At 45.6% G+C, this 19,850-nt stretch carries 19 protein-coding genes; 12 read left to right on the top strand and 7 right to left on the bottom strand.

The window, feature by feature from the left end; genetic code table 11:
* Positions 1-67: 67 nt before the first annotated feature.
* From rsgA to secB, 4 genes are all read left to right on the top strand, one after another.
* Positions 68-1,171, top strand: coding sequence for a ribosome small subunit-dependent GTPase A (rsgA, locus tag JFC06_RS05620; RefSeq protein WP_193004868.1), 1,104 nt, complete (start codon positions 68-70; stop codon positions 1,169-1,171).
* 127 nt (positions 1,172-1,298) lie between these two features.
* Positions 1,299-1,754 (top strand): rhodanese-like domain-containing protein, encoded by a 456-nt coding sequence (locus JFC06_RS05615; RefSeq protein WP_193004869.1) that lies wholly within the window; start codon positions 1,299-1,301, stop codon positions 1,752-1,754.
* Between the two features lie 284 nt (positions 1,755-2,038).
* Positions 2,039-2,302: a glutaredoxin 3 gene (gene grxC / locus JFC06_RS05610; protein WP_021813631.1), complete on the top strand. Its 264-nt coding sequence runs from the start codon at positions 2,039-2,041 to the stop codon at positions 2,300-2,302.
* 168 nt (positions 2,303-2,470) lie between these two features.
* On the top strand, positions 2,471-2,923 hold the full coding sequence (gene secB, locus JFC06_RS05605) for a protein-export chaperone SecB (protein ID WP_193004870.1): 453 nt from the start codon (positions 2,471-2,473) through the stop codon (positions 2,921-2,923).
* A 203-nt stretch (positions 2,924-3,126) separates the two neighbouring features.
* On the opposite strand, the gene adk is transcribed toward secB, so the two are convergent.
* The 6 genes from adk to JFC06_RS05575 form a co-directional block, all read right to left on the bottom strand.
* Positions 3,127-3,780 (bottom strand): adenylate kinase, encoded by a 654-nt coding sequence (adk, locus tag JFC06_RS05600; RefSeq protein ID WP_198334374.1) that lies wholly within the window; start codon positions 3,778-3,780, stop codon positions 3,127-3,129.
* Between the two features lie 220 nt (positions 3,781-4,000).
* On the bottom strand, positions 4,001-5,281 hold the full coding sequence (gene ccmI / locus JFC06_RS05595) for a c-type cytochrome biogenesis protein CcmI (protein WP_198334287.1): 1,281 nt from the start codon (positions 5,279-5,281) through the stop codon (positions 4,001-4,003).
* Positions 5,278-5,844, bottom strand: coding sequence for a cytochrome c-type biogenesis protein (locus JFC06_RS05590; RefSeq protein WP_198334286.1), 567 nt, complete (start codon positions 5,842-5,844; stop codon positions 5,278-5,280). The genes ccmI and JFC06_RS05590 overlap by 4 nt, the downstream gene beginning before the upstream one ends.
* Positions 5,841-6,500 (bottom strand): DsbE family thiol:disulfide interchange protein, encoded by a 660-nt coding sequence (locus tag JFC06_RS05585; RefSeq protein WP_198334285.1) that lies wholly within the window; start codon positions 6,498-6,500, stop codon positions 5,841-5,843. The genes JFC06_RS05590 and JFC06_RS05585 overlap by 4 nt, the downstream gene beginning before the upstream one ends.
* Position 6,501: 1 nt before the next feature.
* A complete protein-coding gene (locus JFC06_RS05580) occupies positions 6,502-8,532 on the bottom strand; it encodes a heme lyase CcmF/NrfE family subunit (protein WP_198334284.1) in 2,031 nt (676 codons plus the stop codon).
* A 226-nt stretch (positions 8,533-8,758) separates the two neighbouring features.
* The gene (locus tag JFC06_RS05575) at positions 8,759-10,093 is read right to left on the bottom strand and encodes a hypothetical protein (RefSeq protein ID WP_198334283.1); all 1,335 of its coding nucleotides are present in this window, start codon (positions 10,091-10,093) and stop codon (positions 8,759-8,761) included.
* A 491-nt stretch (positions 10,094-10,584) separates the two neighbouring features.
* Here JFC06_RS05575 and mrdA point away from each other — a divergent pair, with 491 nt between their 5' ends.
* From mrdA to scpB, 8 genes are all read left to right on the top strand, one after another.
* On the top strand, positions 10,585-12,558 hold the full coding sequence (gene mrdA, locus JFC06_RS05570; RefSeq protein WP_198334282.1) for a penicillin-binding protein 2: 1,974 nt from the start codon (positions 10,585-10,587) through the stop codon (positions 12,556-12,558).
* Positions 12,559-12,580: 22 nt separating this feature from the next.
* On the top strand, positions 12,581-13,267 hold the full coding sequence (gene rsmD / locus JFC06_RS05565; protein ID WP_198334281.1) for a 16S rRNA (guanine(966)-N(2))-methyltransferase RsmD: 687 nt from the start codon (positions 12,581-12,583) through the stop codon (positions 13,265-13,267).
* Positions 13,268-13,539: 272 nt separating this feature from the next.
* The gene (rplM, locus tag JFC06_RS05560; RefSeq protein ID WP_062845079.1) at positions 13,540-13,968 is read left to right on the top strand and encodes a 50S ribosomal protein L13; all 429 of its coding nucleotides are present in this window, start codon (positions 13,540-13,542) and stop codon (positions 13,966-13,968) included.
* Positions 13,969-13,978: 10 nt separating this feature from the next.
* Complete coding sequence (gene rpsI, locus JFC06_RS05555) at positions 13,979-14,365, top strand: 30S ribosomal protein S9 (RefSeq protein ID WP_021813618.1); 387 nt, start codon at positions 13,979-13,981, stop codon at positions 14,363-14,365.
* A 337-nt stretch (positions 14,366-14,702) separates the two neighbouring features.
* On the top strand, positions 14,703-15,791 hold the full coding sequence (locus tag JFC06_RS05550; RefSeq protein WP_198334280.1) for an LpxL/LpxP family acyltransferase: 1,089 nt from the start codon (positions 14,703-14,705) through the stop codon (positions 15,789-15,791).
* A gap of 126 nt (positions 15,792-15,917) precedes the next feature.
* Complete coding sequence (locus JFC06_RS05545) at positions 15,918-17,000, top strand: tryptophan--tRNA ligase (protein ID WP_193004879.1); 1,083 nt, start codon at positions 15,918-15,920, stop codon at positions 16,998-17,000.
* Positions 17,001-17,179: 179 nt separating this feature from the next.
* On the top strand, positions 17,180-18,001 hold the full coding sequence (locus tag JFC06_RS05540) for a segregation and condensation protein A (protein WP_198334373.1): 822 nt from the start codon (positions 17,180-17,182) through the stop codon (positions 17,999-18,001).
* Between the two features lie 21 nt (positions 18,002-18,022).
* Entirely contained in the window at positions 18,023-18,637 is a 615-nt protein-coding gene (gene scpB / locus JFC06_RS05535; RefSeq protein ID WP_198334279.1) for an SMC-Scp complex subunit ScpB, read from the top strand.
* A 141-nt stretch (positions 18,638-18,778) separates the two neighbouring features.
* Here scpB and lolA read toward each other — a convergent pair whose 3' ends face one another.
* Complete coding sequence (lolA, locus tag JFC06_RS05530) at positions 18,779-19,477, bottom strand: outer membrane lipoprotein chaperone LolA (RefSeq protein ID WP_198334278.1); 699 nt, start codon at positions 19,475-19,477, stop codon at positions 18,779-18,781.
* Positions 19,478-19,850: the final 373 nt, after the last annotated feature.

Genomic DNA, 19,850 nt, shown 5'->3' with positions numbered 1-19,850 from the left:
TTTAGGCTGTATGTTAGCAAATTTTCACGCTACACTTAGCAATATTTTTCTAATAGGTCAAAAACCCATGGCATTAATTCGGCAACGCAAACTGACTAAACAACAGATTCGTCGCATTGATAAACAACAGCTGGCAAGTCAAGACAGCATCGATGACAGTTTGATGGATGGCGTGGTCATGGCGCACTATGGCAAACAATTAGAGGTACAAGTCACCAGTTTGCCCGCCGTAATACCAAAACAACCGGAGGTTGCGCCCGATGATCCTGAGCCATTTTGGCAGACACTCGAGCTTGGCGATATTTGGCGCTGTCATGTGCGTACCAATTTGCCGATGCTGGCCGCTGGCGATCAAGTGCGCTGGAGCGCCGACTCTAATACGGGGTTTGGACGTATTGAATCCGTCAAACCGCGCACCTCTCTTGTTTCACGTCCCGATCGTTATCACAAGCTCAAACCTGTCGCCGCCAATGTCGATATTCTCGCCATTGTGTTTGCACCATTGCCAGCAGCAGCTCCCACGCTCATAGATCGCTACTTAGTCGTGTGTCATCATGCGGGCGTAAAGCCACTGTTGGTACTCAATAAAGCCGATTTACTAGCACAAGAAAACGGCGTCGATACCAGTGAGTTATTGGCACAATATGCGGCACTTGGTTATGAGAGTGTCCTAACCTCAGTTGACTGTCCTGAAAACATCGCTAATAGCAATGAACAAGAAGGGCTTGATGAGCTAAAACGTTACATAGATAAGAAACTGGTGATCTTTGCTGGACAATCGGGCGTTGGTAAAAGCAGCTTAATCAATGCGCTGTTGCCAGAATCTGGTCAAAGCGTGAATGTTATCTCAGAAAACTCTCAGCTTGGGCAGCACACCACGACGACCAGCCGATTGCTGCCATTCAATCCAGCTGACTTAACGCAAGGCGGCATTGTCGATACACCCGGCATTCGGGAATACGGCATTTGGCATTTGTCCCCTGATGACATCATCTCAGGCTTTGTTGAGCTTGCGCCACTGGCGGGCGATTGCCAGTTCCGCGACTGTCGCCACACTCACAACAGCAAAGGCTGCGCGTTATGGCAAGCGGTGGCTGATGGCGAGGTGTTACAACGCCGTGTTGAAAACCTTGTCACGTTAAGAGAAGAGGCTGATACCAAGCCTTATTAATCGTTCAATATAGGTTGACCATCGCACATTTACTATAGGCAGTCTAATCGGTATAATAGCGCCTTGTTCAATATCCTTAGGCTGTCTTCTCAGCCTAGTAGAACACTTATTTTTTTGGAGGTATGGTTTGGATCGTGCGCTGGAATTTGTGGGCAACCACCCGTTTTTATTTGGTATATTGGCCGTACTTGCCGTGCTGTTTTTTACCATTGAAAACAAACGTAGTGGCAGAAAAATATCGCCCAACACCCTTGGTATGATGGTTAACTCGCAAAATGCGCAGCTAATCGATATTCGCGCCAAAAAGAAGTTTGAATCAGGGTATATCCAAGGCAGCCGCAACATACCTTTCACTGAGCTAAAAGACCGCATCGAAGAAATCCGCGCGATTGAACAGCCAGTGATTATTATCTGCGACATGGGTGTCCAAGCAGGCGCTGCCATTCAGATGATCGGTAAAGACAGTGTCTATCGATTAGAGGGCGGTATTGGCGGCTGGCAAGGCGCTGGCATGCCATTGGTTGGGTTAAAAGATACTGCGCCTAAGAAAAAAGGCAAAGCGAAGCCAAGCCTACATAAATAGTTAATAAATACTCAGCCTTAATTGATATCCGATTCATATAAGCGCCCAAAAAGACACCTCTTCACAGGTGTCTTTTTTTATGTAGCATTTGTGATACTGTCCAGCCTTTTATCTTGAGGCAGCTTGAATTTATAGCGCTCATCCCCACTTTAATAATGAGCGTCACCAAATATCTTTTCAATTCATTGGTTGGTAACGGATTATAAGAGTTTTTATCGAATAATTATTTATAATACTTTTTATAATAAAACGGTTACCGCCTACACTTATAATAAGGATTTATCATGACTGTATCTGTTAAAGTCTATACCACCCCTATCTGCCCATACTGCTCAAATGCCAAACAACTGCTAAAAACCAAAGGCGTTGATTATGAAGAAATTGGTATGCATGACATGAGCAGCGAAGAGCGCCAAGCGTTGATGAAAAAAACCAATAACTATCGCACTGTGCCACAAATCTTCGTCGGCGAGACCTTCGTCGGTGGTTTTGATGAGCTCAATCAAATGAACCAACAAGGCAAACTTGACGAGCTGTTAGCAGGTTAAGTAACCGTTTTTCTGCGCTGTCTGTCTTTACTTTTTTCATAAAAGACAGAGGCAAAGATAAGAGTTACCGATAAAAATCGTCGAGATACCCTCTCGATTTGTATTACAATGCTGTTTTATATAATGACAGTTTGTCCAATCATTTGATCTAATTTTAAAGGAATTATCATGGCTGAAGAACAAGCACAACCACAGTTGGCGTTAGAGCGCATTTATGTAAAAGATATGTCACTTGAAGTCCCAGGCGCTGGCGTATTCACCAAAGAGTGGAATCCAGAGCTTGATATCAATCTGTCTAGCAATGCTGAAAAACTTGACGATGATCATTATCAAATCATTTTGACTGTGAGCGTGAGTGCTAAAAACGCTGATGAAGCCGCGTTTATCGCCGAAGTTCATCAGGCAGGTATTTTTTTGCTAAAAGATATTCCTGAAGATCAAATTGGTCAAATCTTAGGCGCATATTGCCCTAACGTATTATTCCCCTATGCTCGTGAAGTCATCAGCGACATCGTGACGCGTGGTAGCTTCCCGCAGCTATTGTTAGCGCCCGTGAACTTTGATCAAGCTTACGCACAAAGCCAACAGCAAGCGCAAGTTGATGCTCAAGGTAACGCATAAGGGTTGTCTTAATTAAGCGTTAACGCTAACGCGTCTGTATTTGAAAGCCGCTTACTGATCATCAGTAGGCGGCTTTTTTATACGCGGCGTTTATTGTCTCTTCCTTTACAGCTAGTCTTACTTGTTATTAGCCATTAAAAAACCCTGCCAATTAGCAGGGTCTTCAACAGCTCTATCGATTATTCAACTTGAATGATCGACAATTAGCCTTTTAACGCGGACAGAATTTGCTGCTTAACGTCCTCTATTCCTTGTGTGCCATCAAACTTATTATAAGTAGGGGCATCATCGTCTTCTTTGGCTTTATCTTGATAAAAACCAACCAACGCTGAGGTCTGCTCATGATAAGTGGCCAAACGCTCACGGATCGTAGATTCTTTGTCATCTTCACGCTGGATCAGCGGTTCACCAGTCACATCATCGATACCATCGACCTTAGATGGGTTATGGTCAATGTGATACACGCGACCTGAGCCTGGATGCTGGCGACGACCAGATAGACGCTTAACGATTTCATCATCTGGGACGCTAATTTCAATCACATGATCAATGGCAACGTCAGCATCTGCCAGTGCTTGCGCTTGCGGAATAGTACGTGGAAAACCATCAAAAATACAACCATTAGCGCAATCAGGCTTAGCGATACGTTCTTTCACTAGGTTAATAATGAGGTCGTCAGAAACCAAACCACCAGCATTCATGATGTCTTTGGCTTTTTTGCCAAGCTCGCTGCCTTCTTTGATTGCTGCACGCAGCATATCGCCAGTTGAGATCTGCGGGATATCATATTCTTTAGAAATGAACTGGGCTTGAGTACCTTTACCGGCGCCTGGTGGACCTAGCAAAATAATACGCATCATTACACGACTCTCCTTAATAGATAGGATTTGGGGACTAATAAAACTTAGGGATTGGTTGTTTGCTAAGCTACCTTACCTTGTGGCTTTGCAAACCTCAAGTATTTTCATTATTGCTGTGATAAGTTGCCATGACTTATCTGTTCATATAACGCCATTGCGCGCTGTTTTTTTGGGCAATGGCATTACATGGTAGGATGGATAAAGCCAAGCAAATATACTATGGTATTTGCTGATTGATTTCTACATTAGCCTGATCTTGGTCAGCGCTAATCACCACAGGATTGCCTGATAGATCGCCTGACTCGGCACTGGCAGTGCCGCTGTGACTGATGCGAGCAACAACTGCCAACTGAATTTTATCGGCACGAGCAGACTGCAGCGTACGCGATGGCATCATAGCATCAAGATCACTGAGGCTAACCACCGCTTCGCCTTGCTTAATAACGCTAATCGGCAAACGTTTGGCTGCAAATGGTGGACCACCGTTAACATCACGTATCGCTACAAATAACACATCATCAGCCTTGACCAAAGGCAGGAGGCTGGCGTTAATTTTTACGGTCACCTCAACGCCTTCAGACGCTTGTTGCTGCTGAGCTGCCACATTGGCACTTAACTCATCTAAACTTGCCAGCGCTTGAGTATGGTCACCCGGCTTGGCTGCAATGCTGTCACGTAAGCGCTTAATCCAGCCTTGTGCTTGATCAAAGTTACTGCTACGCGCCTCACCCATTGCCATCAGCATTTGCGCGCCCTCATGCTCTGGATTTTTGGCCAATACGTCTTGCAGCACGCGGCGGCTATTGGCATCTAACTGACCTTTATTAGCAAAGAAGCTAATCTGGGCGTAGGTGGTTGCGATTTCTTCGTTGTCAGGTGACAAACGATACGCACGTGACAAGGCTTCTAGTGCCGAATCTGTCGCTTCTAACGATAAGAACAGCTCCGATAAACGCATCCAGCGATTAGGATCATCGGCATGACGATAGACATTGGTCTGCATGGCACTAATAAGCTGTTGACCATCTTCGATTGCCCACGCTGGTGGCTGATCGATTTTGCCAGTCAGTAGATCATCAGCCACTTGACCCACTTTGTCCTCGGCGGCCCACAGCTCAAACACCGGGGTACGATCACCCACCATCAGATAAGCCATGGCAGCCAGTACAGGCACCCAAACCATGATAATCAGTCGACTCTTAATCCCAGGGGTAACCATGGGCGTGACGTCGCGCTGTGCATCTAACAGCTGACGCTCCAGCTCAAGTTTTTGATTTTGATAGTGGCTGTCATCAATAACCCCACTGTCTTTATCTGTTTTCAGTTCTGCCAGACGCTCGCGGAACACAGCAACGTTAATATCTAACAGCTGATTGTCCACAGGTTTATGTTGCGTACGCGAGGCTCTTAACCACGGCATGATGGTAATGACGGCAAGTACTAAGGCGATGAGTAAGCTTAGGGCAATAAATAAGCCAACAGTAGAAAATAGGGTCATTTTTTGTCCTCAAAACTTGTGTTGTCATGATCGCTTTTTCCATGGTTATCAGCACGTGATAATAGGCGATCAAGTTCGGCTTTTTCAGCAACAGACAGTGCCGCCGCTGTGGTACTGTCTACCTTTACTCCACTCTCGCCACTTGCAACAAGCTGACGTCGTTTACTTTGCCAAAACCAACCAATCAGCAATATGATGAGTAGTAATGGTGGAAAAAACCATAAAATCCACGTAGAGGGGCGAACGGGCGGCTTATAACTGATAAAATCACCATAACGCTCCTGCATATAAGCGCGAATCTCGCCATCACTACGGCCGTCTTTTACCATGTTATAGGTTTTTTGCTTGAGATCTTGCGCGATCGGCGCGTCAGACCCTGCAAGATTTTGGTTTTGGCATTTTGGGCAGCGTAGCTCTTCAATGAGACCGCGATACTGGGCTTCTTGCTGCACAGAGTCAAAATCATAAACCTCAATTGCAGCGTAGCTTGCCACACTCAGTAGACAAGCGATCAATAGGCCCGCAACCTTGATCATAACGGCCTTTATTTGATTACTTATCATTTACACGCCTCCGCAACCTGACTCGGATCTGGACTGACGCCATTGTTATTGGCCTCATTGAGTACCATTAAGCAAGGTGCAATACGACTTTGCCAATTGCTCTCATTAATCTCACCGATAATGTGCTGACGAATGATGCCCTCACCATCGACGATGAAAGTTTCAGGCGCGCCTGTCAAACCCAAGTCTAAAGCAAATTGTCCCGAGAGATCCTGAATCGACATCGAGAACGGATCTCCACCTCGGTTCAAATACCCTAACGCATCGCCAATCTCATCTTTGTAATTGACACCCACCAAATTGACACCGCGCTCCTCTAACTGCATTAAAAACGGATGCTCAATGATACAAGTGGGACACCAAGAGCCCCAAATGTTCATCAAAAACGGCTCATCGGGTAAATTCTCATTGGTCATGATACGACTGGTATCTGACAGCAGGGGTAACTCAAACGCAGGTACAGGACGCTCAAGCGCGGTATTGGTTACGATGTCCGTCGGCTTACCCAAACGCATGTATAGCATGATCATAAAACCGGTAAACACAATCAGCGGGATTAAGAACCATAATCTCATCTGTTTTTTGTTGACGGTTTTAGGGTGATTTACTTTAGCTTGCTGAGCCTTTTTATCAGAGGAATTATTTGCTGTGCTCATATTAATTGCCCCCTGTCTTTGTGGCTGGCGTGCCCAAATCAGCAGTGTTACCAACACCTGACTCCTTCGGAGCAATCTGCACAGGCGCTTTAGTTTTTTTCATACGGTAACGATTGTCAAGCATACTCAACAGTGCACCGAAGGCCATAATAAGCGCGCCCAGCCATACCCAACGAATCAGCGGTTTGACATAAATACGGAACGCCCATTCATTGCTATTTTCGGCGATAGGTTCGCCAAGCGCTACGTACACATCACGCATCAGACTGGCGTCGATGGCCGCTTCTGTCATCGGCATCATGCTAATAATATAGTTACGTTTTTCAGGGTACAAAGTCGTCACCACTTGTCCCTCTTTGCTAATTTCTACTTCAGCTTGGGTGGCATCAAAGTTACTGCCTTTGACTTCACGAAAGCCTTTAACGACAAAATCATAACCCTGAACATGAACGCTATCATTCGGTGCCAGCGCCACATCACGCTCAATGCTCAAAGTCGTGGTAAACGCCACGCCGATAACCGCAATGATCACACCGATATGAGCAGTCTGCTGCCCCCAATAGCTAAGACGCAATTGGCGTAGGCCTTTGAGTCGGCTAGGTGCGTTTTTGGTTTTGTCTTTAAAATCAACAGCCATCCACAATAGCACCCAAAAGCTGACCGCTAACGTCACACCAATATTGAGCATCGCAGATGGGCTGACAAAATACGTGATAATCGCTGCTAACACGAGGCTACTGACCGCAATAACCATACCAGCGCCCAATAGCGGTCGACTGTCTTTCTTCCAGCGAATATTAGAGCCCATCCCCATCGCTACCAATAGCAGCCATGTCAGTGGCACAAAAAGGGCATTAAAGTAAGGAGGGCCAACAGACACCTGTCCTAAATTAAAAGAATCGGCGATAATAGGATAAAGCGTACCGAGTAACACAACTAACGTCGAAATCAGAATGATGACATTATTGATGACTAAAAACGACTCACGTGAGATCAGCTGATATTGACTCTCAACCGTCAATCGCCAGCCGCGCACAGCAAACATCAACAAACCACCACCAATGACCACACCAAGAATCATTAGAATAACAAGGCCACGCGTTGGGTCAGCGGCAAACGAATGCACCGACGTAATAACACCTGAACGGACAAGGAACGTACCCAACAGACTGAGTGCAAAAGCAAAAATCGCCAGCATGATCGTCCACGCTTTGAATACACCGCGCTTTTCAGTGACCGCAAGCGAATGTAGCAACGCTGTACCCGCCAGCCATGGCATCAACGAAGCATTCTCTACTGGATCCCAAAACCACCAACCGCCCCAGCCAAGCTCATAATAGGCCCACCACGAGCCAAGCGCGATACCAACCGTTAAAAAGCCCCAAGCCGCCAGCGCCCACGGGCGCGACCAGCGCGTCCATACCGCATCCAAGCGGCCTTCCCACAAAGCGGCCATACAAAAAGCAAATGGCACAACCATCCCTACATAACCCATGTACAGCATAGGCGGATGGATAATCAAACCAAAATCTTGCAGCACAGGGTTAAGATCCGCGCCATCAACTGGTAAATTGGGCAATGTACGATCAAATGGCGATGAGGTAAAAATAAGCATCGCTAACATCATCATCTGTACGCCTGCCAAAATCACCAACACGCGTGCACGCATAGACAATGGTAGACCACGGCTAAAATAAGAGACCAGCGCACACCAAGTGGCCATAATGGTCATCCAAAGCAGCAATGACCCCTCATGACCACCCCAAGTCGCCGATAGTTTATAGTACCAAGGCAACAACGTATTGGAGTGCTGAGTGACATAGACCAGGCTAAAGTCATTGTAATAAAAGCCTGCCATCAGCGCGGCAAATGATAGGATCATCGCAGCAAACTGCGCCCACGCTAGACTTGGCGCTAGACGCTGCCAAGCAACGTGGTCACGCATGACGCCAACGGTTGGTAACACCACCTGCAAAATCGCCAGTATAAAGGCGGCTAGCAAGGCAAAATAACCCAATTCTGTGATTAACATACGTTCTAACCTTGTTTACCTTAATATGGTCATTGTTTATGATATAGATTGGAATTTTAGGACACTCAAAAGCGTCCTATTTATTACTACTGATATTTGTTGTATAGATACCACTATCCGCCATTGCAGCGTGGGGCGCTTACAGCACAGTACATTAGCGTCAACTTGTCACGTTTTTGTATCCACTCTGTATGCGATGTGTATAAAGAACATAAAAGCCTAGCGATTATTGAATGGCTGGAAAAAACACCAAAACCAGATGCAACCAACCTGCTAAAAAGCCCGTCAAACCGCCCAAAACAATCAAGGTCATTTCATCTTCTCGAAAAGCGGGACGTAACAAGTTTTGAAACTCAGTTGGCGTCAGCGCCCGTATCCGATCACGAAACAGACCAAATATTTTGCTGGCACGACTTTCATTCAGCTCAGGATCACGCAAGGGCACCATCGTTGCGACGATAGACTTGTCAATAATGGTGTTTTTTAGCTGCCCGTACTCACGGCGACCCAATCCTACGCGCAACGTCGTACTAATCACCGGTGACTCTAGTACTTTATATAAATGTGATTTCATCAACTCACGCGTTTGCGTTGCACGCTCACCATACATCATCTCATTCATGATGTTTTCAAGCGTCACCAAGTCCTTCACAACAATCTCAGCGAAAACCTCAGAAACCTCCTCTTGACGTTTCATAAAGCCGCCTTGTAGACGGTACTGCGCGATATGAGGCATCTGCGGTTTGATAAAGGGAAAACACCTCAGTATGGTAAAAAACTTCACATAAGGAATAAAGCGTGGCTCTACGGGGTTAAACACCATCCAAATAGCGATCCAATTGGTGAGAAATCCCCAAATCGCGGCAAAAAACGGCACTGTCCAATGCTGCGGCACCAGCAAAAATATAAACATCTGGATGATACCGAAGACCAAACCAATTAGGGCGCTAATGTGCCAAATAAAATTGATCTCTTTTTGACCGACTTTTAAAAACATATTGACCATCAGACGACGATCATTTTCCATCGTGTTAACAATCATCTTACGCATATCAACCAAATCTTCGACATGATAGGTCAGATCAGTCACCAAAGATTGCATAATATTGGGCAACTCTTGATGCGCTTGGGCATAAACACGACGTTTTACGGCATAAGGCAAATTACCCCACAGCGCTGGCGAATGGTCCAACATGATCTCATCAATCAACAATTCAAGGTTTTTATCAACCGTATCAGTGATGAATATCGCCATCTGCTCAGGCTCCATGGCCTGAAAAAACTCATCCAGCGAACCGAGTTTGGATAATGTCTGATCAACGATAACGCCTGATATTTTACCCGCTTTGCGTGGAACGATTCCTTGCCAGCCAATACCCGGCAACCCAAAAAACGGGAAGTTTGGAATACGCACACCCCAAAACTTAATCGGATAAAACAGCATTTTAAGCGCCATCCACACATGTATCCACGTGACAAACGCTGTCACTGGTGGAATGGTTAGCATGGCAAAAAATTCTGGGTGCTCAGCTATCGTCTGCCACAATGAAGTTGCATCCATAACTTACCTTATCCCTGACAGGTTGATTGTCGTTGCTAATCAAAGATGCTTAGCAAATGAGAACGCTTAAAAACACGCTCGGCCCATAACTGTTTTTATAAAACAATAACTATAAAATAAATCGCCTGATTTTAGCACACTTGCTATGCATTAGCACAGGTAGACCCTAGGCAAGTTGTGACTAGAGATGACACGTTTTAGCCCTTATCTTTTCTGGCAAACGCATTACCATAACCTACCAGCGCTTTAGTTGATGACAGCGATAAAATAAACGGCTGAATACTGCGATATCGCATTTGTTCTGTTATAATTTATCATTCAATTCCAGCAAATATTTGCACATAGGGAGATGCGTTGTGATTTTAACCAATATCTGCCTATGTGATTGAAATCCTTTGCATTATCCTTTATGCTCACCGCGCTTTGATTGACCATCTTGCTCATCTCCCCCTCTTTTATTGACTCACTGACCGTTTGGGCTCTGACTTTATATGAATAAACCGCTAACTCCCAATACTGAACAAGTCAATAAAATTTTTACCAATCGCATTGTGATCCTTGGGATTTTAATATTTGTGGGCTTAGGTGGCCTCATCGTGCGTTATGGTTATTTGCAAGTCTACGCCCATGATAAATATACGACACAGGCAGACAATAACCGTATTAAGCTGATATCTGCTCCGCCCAGCCGCGGCTACATTTATGATCGCAATGGCATTATATTGGCAGACAATCAGCCTGTCTTTACGGCGATGTTAAGTTCTGCCGAAGTTGAAAATCCAGAACGTACCTTGCGTTTGCTTGCGCCTATTTTTGAGCTGACGGACACAGATATCACTGACATTTTGGCGCGGCTCAGTAAAAGTAAAAACGACCCTGTGACCGTCAAAATTGACTTAACTGAGGCGCAATTGGCGCAGTTTAGTGAGCGTAAACCCTTCTTTCGCGGCGTGACCATTCAAAGCAAGTTGACACGCTCCTACCCATATGACGAATTATTTGCTCATGTCATCGGCTACGTTGGCCGCATTAATGACAAAGAGACCAAACGCATTGATAAAGATCGCTATGCTGGTACCGACCTGATCGGTAAGATCGGCATCGAAGACTATTATGAAGACATATTGTTGGGTCAACCCGGTTATCAATCGGTAGAAACAGATGCTCATGGCAATATTTTGCGGCAGCTAGACACTAAGCCTCCCGTATCTGGTAATGACATCACGTTGAGCTTAGACTACGGCTTACAAAAGATAGCGCAGCAGCAACTTGATGGGCGCCGCGGTGCAATTGTCGCCATTGACCCCAAAAATGGTGATGTACTGGCGTTTGTTAGCAACCCAAGCTACGATCCCAACCCGTTTATTTCAGGGATCTCTTTTAAAGATTATGATGCGCTACGAGACGATCTTGATCAGCCCCTGTACAATCGTGCGCTACAAGGGACGTATCCACCTGGCTCTACGATCAAACCATTTGAAGGCTTAGGTGCTATCCATTACGGTTTGCGTGATTGGGAAACCACCATTTATGATCCTGGCTATTTTAGCTTACCTGGAGACTCACATCGTTTTCGTGACTGGAAGCGTGGCGGTCATGGTACCGTGGACTTAAAGAAATCTATCGTGATGTCGGTTGATACTTATTATTATAAATTGGCCTACGAGATGGGTATCCAGCGGCTGCATGATTGGATGGTACGCTTTGGCTTTGGTAAAGACACAGGTATCGATTTACCCAACGAAAAATCAGGGATTATGCCCTCCCCAAAATGGAAAAAAGACACCTATGGTAGAGACTGGCTGCCAGGTGAAACCATCTCGGTCAGTATCGGTCAAGGCTATTTCTTAGCCACACCGCTACAAATTGCCAATGCCACTGCCATGACGGCCAATAAGGGCTATCACATCACCCCTCACCTGCTAAAAAGCAGTGATGGCGCAGCAGACGTGAAAGTCATCACCAAGCCTGATGGTAAAATAGACTATAACGGAAAGCCTGCTGACTGGACACGCATGCACGATGCCATGGAAAGTGTGGTAGAAAACGGCACTGGACGCGGTATCTACACCCCGCGCTATCGCATCGCTGGCAAAACAGGGACCGCGCAGGTAAAGTCTATTGCACAAGGCAAACGCTATGATAAGTCTGCCATAGACAAACGGCACTGGGATCACGCTTGGTTCAATGGTTTTGCGCCCGTGGAAGACCCACAAATCGCGCTTGCCGTCTTGGTTGAAAACGGTGGTGGTGGTAGTGCCGTTGCCGCACCTATCGGCCGCGCTTTATTTGACTATTGGGTACTACAGCGCAAAAACGACCCCATTTTGCCACCCACTGCCGATGAGCTAAAAATCATCAAAAGTCAAAAAGCCTTGGAAAAATTGAGAAATGACGCTTTGCGAGAAGAAGAAGCAAAAGCGCTAGAAGAACAAGAAGCCACGACGACCGCCACCTCTGAGTAAGCGACTGCAAACGAGACATGTTATGAAGAAATCCTCAAATGGCCGCCAGCCTAAAAGAAACGGTAAAACCAAAAGTGCTGCGGCAGGCGACGTACGTATCATTGGCGGTCAATTCAAACGCCGTGTTGTGCGCTTTATCGATGCAGACGGTTTACGCCCCACACCAGATCGCTTGCGTGAGACCTTATTTAATTGGTTATTGGCTGATATTCATGGCGCTTGCGTACTAGATAGCTGCGCAGGCAGCGGCGTACTAGGATTTGAAGCGTTATCTCGCGGCGCGGCCCACGCGACTTTTATCGAGGTCAATCCGGCACAAAGTGACATGCTACGCCAAAGCGCTGAGCAATTACAGCTTGATACGACGGCTTATCAAATTATTCAGGGCACAGCCGAGCAAGTACTGACGCAAAACCAGCTGACCCAGCGCCATTTTGGTGTGGTATTTATTGATCCGCCTTACGCCCAAGATTTGTGGCAACCCATTTTAACAGCACTGATTACACAGTCACTCATCAATACAGACACACTGATTTATTTGGAAGCGGATAAAGATCTTGACGGCCAATTGACAGAACTGGCAAACGCGCTGAACGAGAAGTTGAGCACTCAACAACCATCCAATCAAGCGACAATCGGTTTTGACTGTCTAAAACAAACCAAAGTCGGACAAGTTGTTGCTGGACTTTATCAGCTATCATCGTCATAATTGTGTAGTGATTGCTAAGAGCAACCGTCGCTATGGTTTAGTCAGTATAACCATTTAACGCGCCGCATTTAGTAAAATCATGGAATACCTGCTAAAAAACATCTAAAACCGCTAAAAACTGGCCCAACGCTGCAGTTTAATGTATATAAGGCGAAAATAAACCCCAATGCAGCTTGCAAGCGTAGGCGCTACTGCTTATAATGTGCAGTCTGTTTTTTGAGAGCCCCGTTCCCAGCTAAACTCTCAACGAATTCTAATTTTAAGGTTTTATCATGAAAACACTTAGTGCAAAACCAGCTGAAGTGACCCATGACTGGTATGTCGTAGATGCTGACGGCAAAACCCTTGGTCGCTTAGCCACTCAAATCGCTAGTCGCTTACGTGGCAAGCATAAGACTTCTTATACTCCACACGTAGATACTGGTGATTTTATTGTTGTCATCAATGCAGAAAAAATCGCGGTAACGGGTAAAAAAGCGCAAGATAAAAAGTACTATCGTCACACTGGTTACCCAGGCGGCATTAAAGAAACCAACTTCACTAAGCTGATTGCACATAAGCCTGAAGATGTTCTACACAAAGCAGTTAAGGGTATGCTTCCAAAGGGCCCTCTTGGCTATGCAATGATCAAGAAGCTAAAGCTATATGCGGGTACTGAACATCCACATACTGCACAGCAACCTAAAGAACTAGACATCTAAGGATATACTTATGGAACGCAATTACGGAACTGGTCGCCGCAAGACGTCTACCGCTCGTGTCTTTTTATCAAAAGGTACTGGTAGTATCGTTGTTAACGGTAAGCCACTTGACGAGTACTTCAGCCGCGAAACCTCACGCATGGTTGTTCGTCAGCCTCTAGAACTACTTGACTCTGCTAACGCATATGATTTGTATGTGACTGTTGCAGGCGGTGGTATCAGTGGTCAAGCGGGCGCAATTCGCCACGGCATTACACGTGCGTTGATCGAAGCTGACGAAACGCTAAAACCTGCTCTAAAAGCAGCTGGCTTCGTTACTCGTGATTCACGTCAAGTTGAACGTAAGAAACTGGGTCTACGTAAAGCACGTAAACGTCCACAGTTCTCAAAACGTTAATCAAAGCTCTCTCTTATTTTTTGGTTGCGGTTGTCTTTTTCTCAGAGCGACAGTAACCACATTAGATAAGCGTGTAGATTTGCAAAACCTTATAAGCTGGTCACAGCTTGTAAGGTTTTTTTATGGCCATTCGTTAAGTGGTTAGCCGTTAGTGAGTAGCATAAATACATTAAATCCACAGCGTCTTAATAAGCTGGCTTTGTCAAAAACTGGCTTGCAAACAGGCTCGTGCTACCCCATCATAAGAGTAACTTTTTATCATTAGCCTCAGCACTCTAAGACAGTGCTATCAGATAGCTATAATCCGATGCCATAAATAGTGCTGCAAAAGGATATTATGAAAGCGCCCGAACAATACGATCCCAGCAAAGCTTCCGCAAAGAGTAGCGTGCCGACGCCGCGTGGCAATACCGTTAAATCCCCCGCCATACCTGCAGGTACGCCAACGATTACCCAAACCCGTAAGCGCACAGCGCAAGCAGACAAAAAACCCTTTCACTGGGCGTTTTTATTACCGAAATACTGGGGAGTTTGGCTACTATTTGTGATGTTTTTGCCGATGATATATCTACCGCTACGTTGGCAGTTTTGGCTAGGTCGTCAGCTTGGTACATTCATTTATAAAGCTGCTGGCTCGCGGCGCCGTGATACATTGATTAACCTCAAGCTGGCCTTTCCAGAAAAACCAGAAGCCGAGCGTGAATTGATGGCAAAACAGGTCTTTGTCAATCAAGGTATCGGTGTGTTTGAAACCTTATGCGCTTGGTTTCGCCCCAATGTCTTTACTCGTACCGTTTCGATATCAGGGTTACAGCATCTCATTAACGCCCAAAATGACAATCGTCCGGTCATTTTATTAGGCGCGCATTATACGATGCTTGATTTGGGTGGCTTGTTTTGCGCCCAATTCTTCCCCCTAGACTGTATGTATCGCACGCAAAACAACCCACTGCTCGACTGGTTTATTTATAATGGCCGTACCAACATTTTTGGCAAGCAGATCTCTAGCCGTGATATGCGTAGCTTAGTCAGCTCCATCAAAGCTGGACACGTCATTTGGTACTCACCTGATCAGGACTATGGTCTCAAGCAAGGCGTCATGGCGCCATTCTTTGGTGTGCCTGCCGCCACGATTACGGCATCACGGCGCATGGCAAAGCTAGGTAGCAAAACGCATCCGCCTGCTGTTATGGCACTACATACCTATCGGCAAACTCCAGACAATCTGCCGCGTGGTAAGCGCCCACACTACCACTTAACGATTACCCCTGAGCTGGATAACTATCCAAGCAATAGTGAAGTCGCTGATGCTACCCGCGTCAATGAAGTGTTAGAAGGACTGATTCGTATTGATCCTACTCAGTGGATGTGGTTTCATCGCCGTTTTAAACACGGGCCGAACGGACGTACCGATATCTATAAGTAGACCTTTATTCCCCAAAAAATGGCTTAGAAAATTTGCTATACTTTGTAGCCAATATTTTGCGTCATTAACAGCACATAAATATCTACGCATTTATAATAATTCGATAAACACAGTAATGGATGTCCCATGAGTAACAACACCTTTGATAGCCTCACCTCTGACGATTCAACACAAAACAAGCGCATCCTAACGGGTATCAAACCAACTGGTATCCCGCATCTGGGTAATTACGTCGGCGCCATTCGCCCAGCGATTGAATCTATCCAAAATAGCGATCATGAAGCGTTTTTCTTTTTGGCAGATTATCATGGCATTATTGGTTGTTATGACCCAGCCATCATTCATGAATCGACCAAGGCGATTGCCGCCACTTGGATTGCGTGTGGTTTAGATCCTGAGCGCGTGACTTTTTACCGTCAGTCAGACGTCCCTGAAATTCCCGAGCTGGCTTGGATTTTGAATTGCTCATGTGCCAAAGGTCTGATGAATCGTGCTCACGCCTATAAAGCATCAGTCGATATCAATATGGAAAAAAGCGATGTCGATCCCGATCAAGGCGTCACCATGGGTCTTTTCGGTTATCCGGTGCTGATGGCAGCTGATATCTTAATGTTTAACGCCACTCATGTCCCTGTTGGTCGCGATCAAGTACAACATATCGAGATGGCGCGTGATATTGCCGGTACGTTTAACCATCGCTATAAAACACTCTTTACGCTACCGTCAGCTGTGGTGGATAACGACATACCGCTACTGACAGGGCTTGATGGGCGCAAAATGAGTAAGAGTTACAACAACACCATTCCTCTATTTGGTGAGCATAATCCGCAAATAAGCTCTGAAAAACAGATGCATAAAGCCATTATGAAAATTGTGACCAACTCACAGTTGCCTGAAGAGCCAAAAGATCCTGATGACTCGGCTATCTTTGAGATTTATAAAGCCTTTGCGACCCCTGAAGAAATTGCTGCGATGCGTGCGCAATATGCTGCAGGCATTGGCTGGGGCGATGCCAAACAAGCCTTGTTCGATAAAATCAATGAGGAGATTGCCCCCTTCCGTGCGCGTTATGAAGAGTTGATGGCCAATCCAAAAGAGCTGGAAGAAATCTTACAAATGGGGGCAGAAAAAGCCCGTCGCCATAGTCGTAAGCAGTTAGACAAGACTCGCCGTGCTATTGGTATTCGTCCACTTGCCAAACTGAAATAATCATTTGGTTATTGCAACCGAGACGAGTATTAAACGTGGCTACAACCCCACTGTCTGCACAAGCACAAGCACAAGCGGCCTTATCACAGGCTGCCTTGCCTATAGGGGCTTATCCAGTGTCTGACACGTTCAATAATAGTGGCGCTAAAAGCAACCGCCATAGCTTAGAGACTGATAATGTGTCTTTGCGTATTTATCAGACGCCGGTACAGCACCTACCAGAAGACCTCTATGTGCCGCCGCAAGCATTTGCTATTTGGTTAGAGCAGTTTGCTGGACCGTTAGACTTTTTATTGTATTTGGTCAAAAAAAACAACGTCGATTTGACACAAATGCCAATATTACCAATCACTGAGCAGTATTTGGCTTATATCAGTGAATTGAATACCGAGCATTTTGAGTTGGCAGGGGATTATCTGCTGATGGCATCGACGTTGATTGCCATCAAAACGGAGTTGTTACTGCCTAAACCAGAAAAACCTACCGATGAGCGTGACCCAAAGGCTGAGTTAATTGAACGTCTGGAAGAGTATGCACAAATCAAAGCGGCCAGTCAGCGCTTAGACAACTTGGTACGTCTAGAGCGCGATGTGTTTTTAGCCATGGTCAGCATGCCAAGCCAAGACGTTATGCAGGCTGAGTTACCAAGCTATTCGCCGACGCTACTCATTGATAGTTTATTTAAAATGCAGCTGCAACCAGACTATCAGATGCATACCATAAAGGTTGATGCCGTCCCACTTGCGGATCGCATCGCGAGTATCAGTCGGCAGCTAAGTACTGATGGCGCACGCTCTTTTTATGAGCTACTAGACAAATCGCAAGGTAAAATAGGGGTGGTGGTCAGCTTCGTTGCGGTGCTTGAGTTAATAAAAAGACAGCTGATTGGCGTGGTAATGACCGATACAGACAGCAACGTTAGCCCAGCAACCACCACGGATGGTAATCAACTCGCTACAGGCAGTCAACTTGAGCAGCTCACCTTACAGTGGTTAGTTTAATAAGAAAAGAGTACCTATCCCATGGTAGATATTGATGATTCAAAGCAAAATGGTCAAACACAGATACCAATATCCACAGTCGCACCCGCCTCCACTGATGAACAGCAGCAATACATTGAAGATATCAGCAAACAGATTGAAGTACTGCTGCATGCCTCAGAAGCGCCGCTCACTGCAAACGTCCTTAAAAAGCATTTATCTGTGTCTACCAAAGAGCTCAAACAAGCCTTAAAATTACTGCAAGTACGCTTGGATACTGGCGTCCTAAGTTTGCATGAAACTGCCAGCGGTTATCGCTTACAAATCGCAGACCGTTATAGCGCGTTTATCCAGCGTGTCTTTCCGCAGCGTCAAGAACGTCTTAGCCAAGCCTTACTTGAGACACTGAGTGTTATCGCTTACAAACAACCAGTAACACGTAGCGATATAGAGCATGTGCGCGGCGTGACGCTCTCAAGCAACATATTACGGCAATTGTTTGATAAAGGCTGGATAATAGAAAACGGTCATAAAGACACTCTCGGTCGCCCTGCGTTACTACACACCACAGCGCAGTTTTTAGATGCCTTTGGGCTCACACATCTAAACGAATTACCGCCGATGCCAGACATGGACGCCATCCAAACCATGTCATAGCGTATCCAAGACTTTGTGTCAGTTAAAATAAGTACCGATGTCAGAAAAGCTCTTTGAATGTAGCAATCTTACTTTCAAAAAAAAGGACAGCCCCTCTTAGGAGCTGTCCTTTTTTACTGACGCCTTTGCACCAACACTTTTTTACTGATTGATAACATCCACACCTTTTGGTGGGTTGAATTTAAACTGACTGCTATTAATACTTGGATTCAGTTTAATATTACTAAATTTAATGGACGTGGTCTGACCCAGACTATCATTTAGTACCATCATCACAGGTTTGCCGCCACTAAAGCTCATAGATAAGCTTTTAAAGGTGGCACTGTCCGATTTTGGATATAGCACGTAGTAATTTTTGTTACTGTACGGCTGAGTAATTTTGAAATTTTGATCAATTTTACTCGGATCACCTGACAACAAGAGCGCTGGAGTGTTACCGACTTGACTGTCGACGTTTTGTTTAGTCGCTTGTTCTAAGTCCTTGTCGTAAACCCACATAGAGTTACCATTAGCAACGATCAGCTGCTCTGAGGGTGACTTGGTTTCCCAGCGGAAATTGTTTGGACGTTCTACACTCATGGTTCCTGTAAACGTACCGCTGCTTGCGCCTTTGGTTGTTTGACTGAAGTTTGCAGTCATACTTTTGGTATTGGTTAACAGCTTGTTTAAGCGCTTGGCTGCTGTTAGATTGTCAGCAGGTGCTGCCGTCGCAGACTGTGTCAACGCTATCATAGGCGCCGCTACGCCAAGGGATGTCATTAGCACCCCCGCCAACGCGCCGCTCATGACTTTCTGTTTTAGGGTGGTCTGCTTAATCGATTGTTTAGCAAATAAAGTCATCATTAATCCTCTCTCAAAGTGCATCATAGCTTAAAAGAAAACATCTTATTAAAATTTTTGTTTTCTATAACGGCTTAGCTCACCAACATAAAATTGGTGTTCATAAGCAAGGAGAACAGTGTGCCAGTTTTTTCATTACGCGCCTAGTCATGATTTGCAATCATTGCTACGCCGCCCATACACGCTTGTAACCCGTACAGTTACAAAAATTATCTGAGGGACTCAAAACGCTTTTTAACGTTTTTATGTCTTTACAGAAGCCAAATAAACCGCCGTACTAACCCACAGATAAAAAAAGCCCCTACTACCATAAGGCAATGAACTGACCCCCAAAACTTGGACGGTTTAGTTTAACCCAAGGACTGAGTTCTGT

The organism is Psychrobacter namhaensis (genome assembly GCF_016107545.1).
GTDB lineage: Bacteria > Pseudomonadota > Gammaproteobacteria > Pseudomonadales > Moraxellaceae > Psychrobacter > Psychrobacter namhaensis.
The sequence above is the reverse complement of the archived record's forward strand: the minus strand, read 5'-3'. Positions and strand labels throughout refer to the sequence as shown.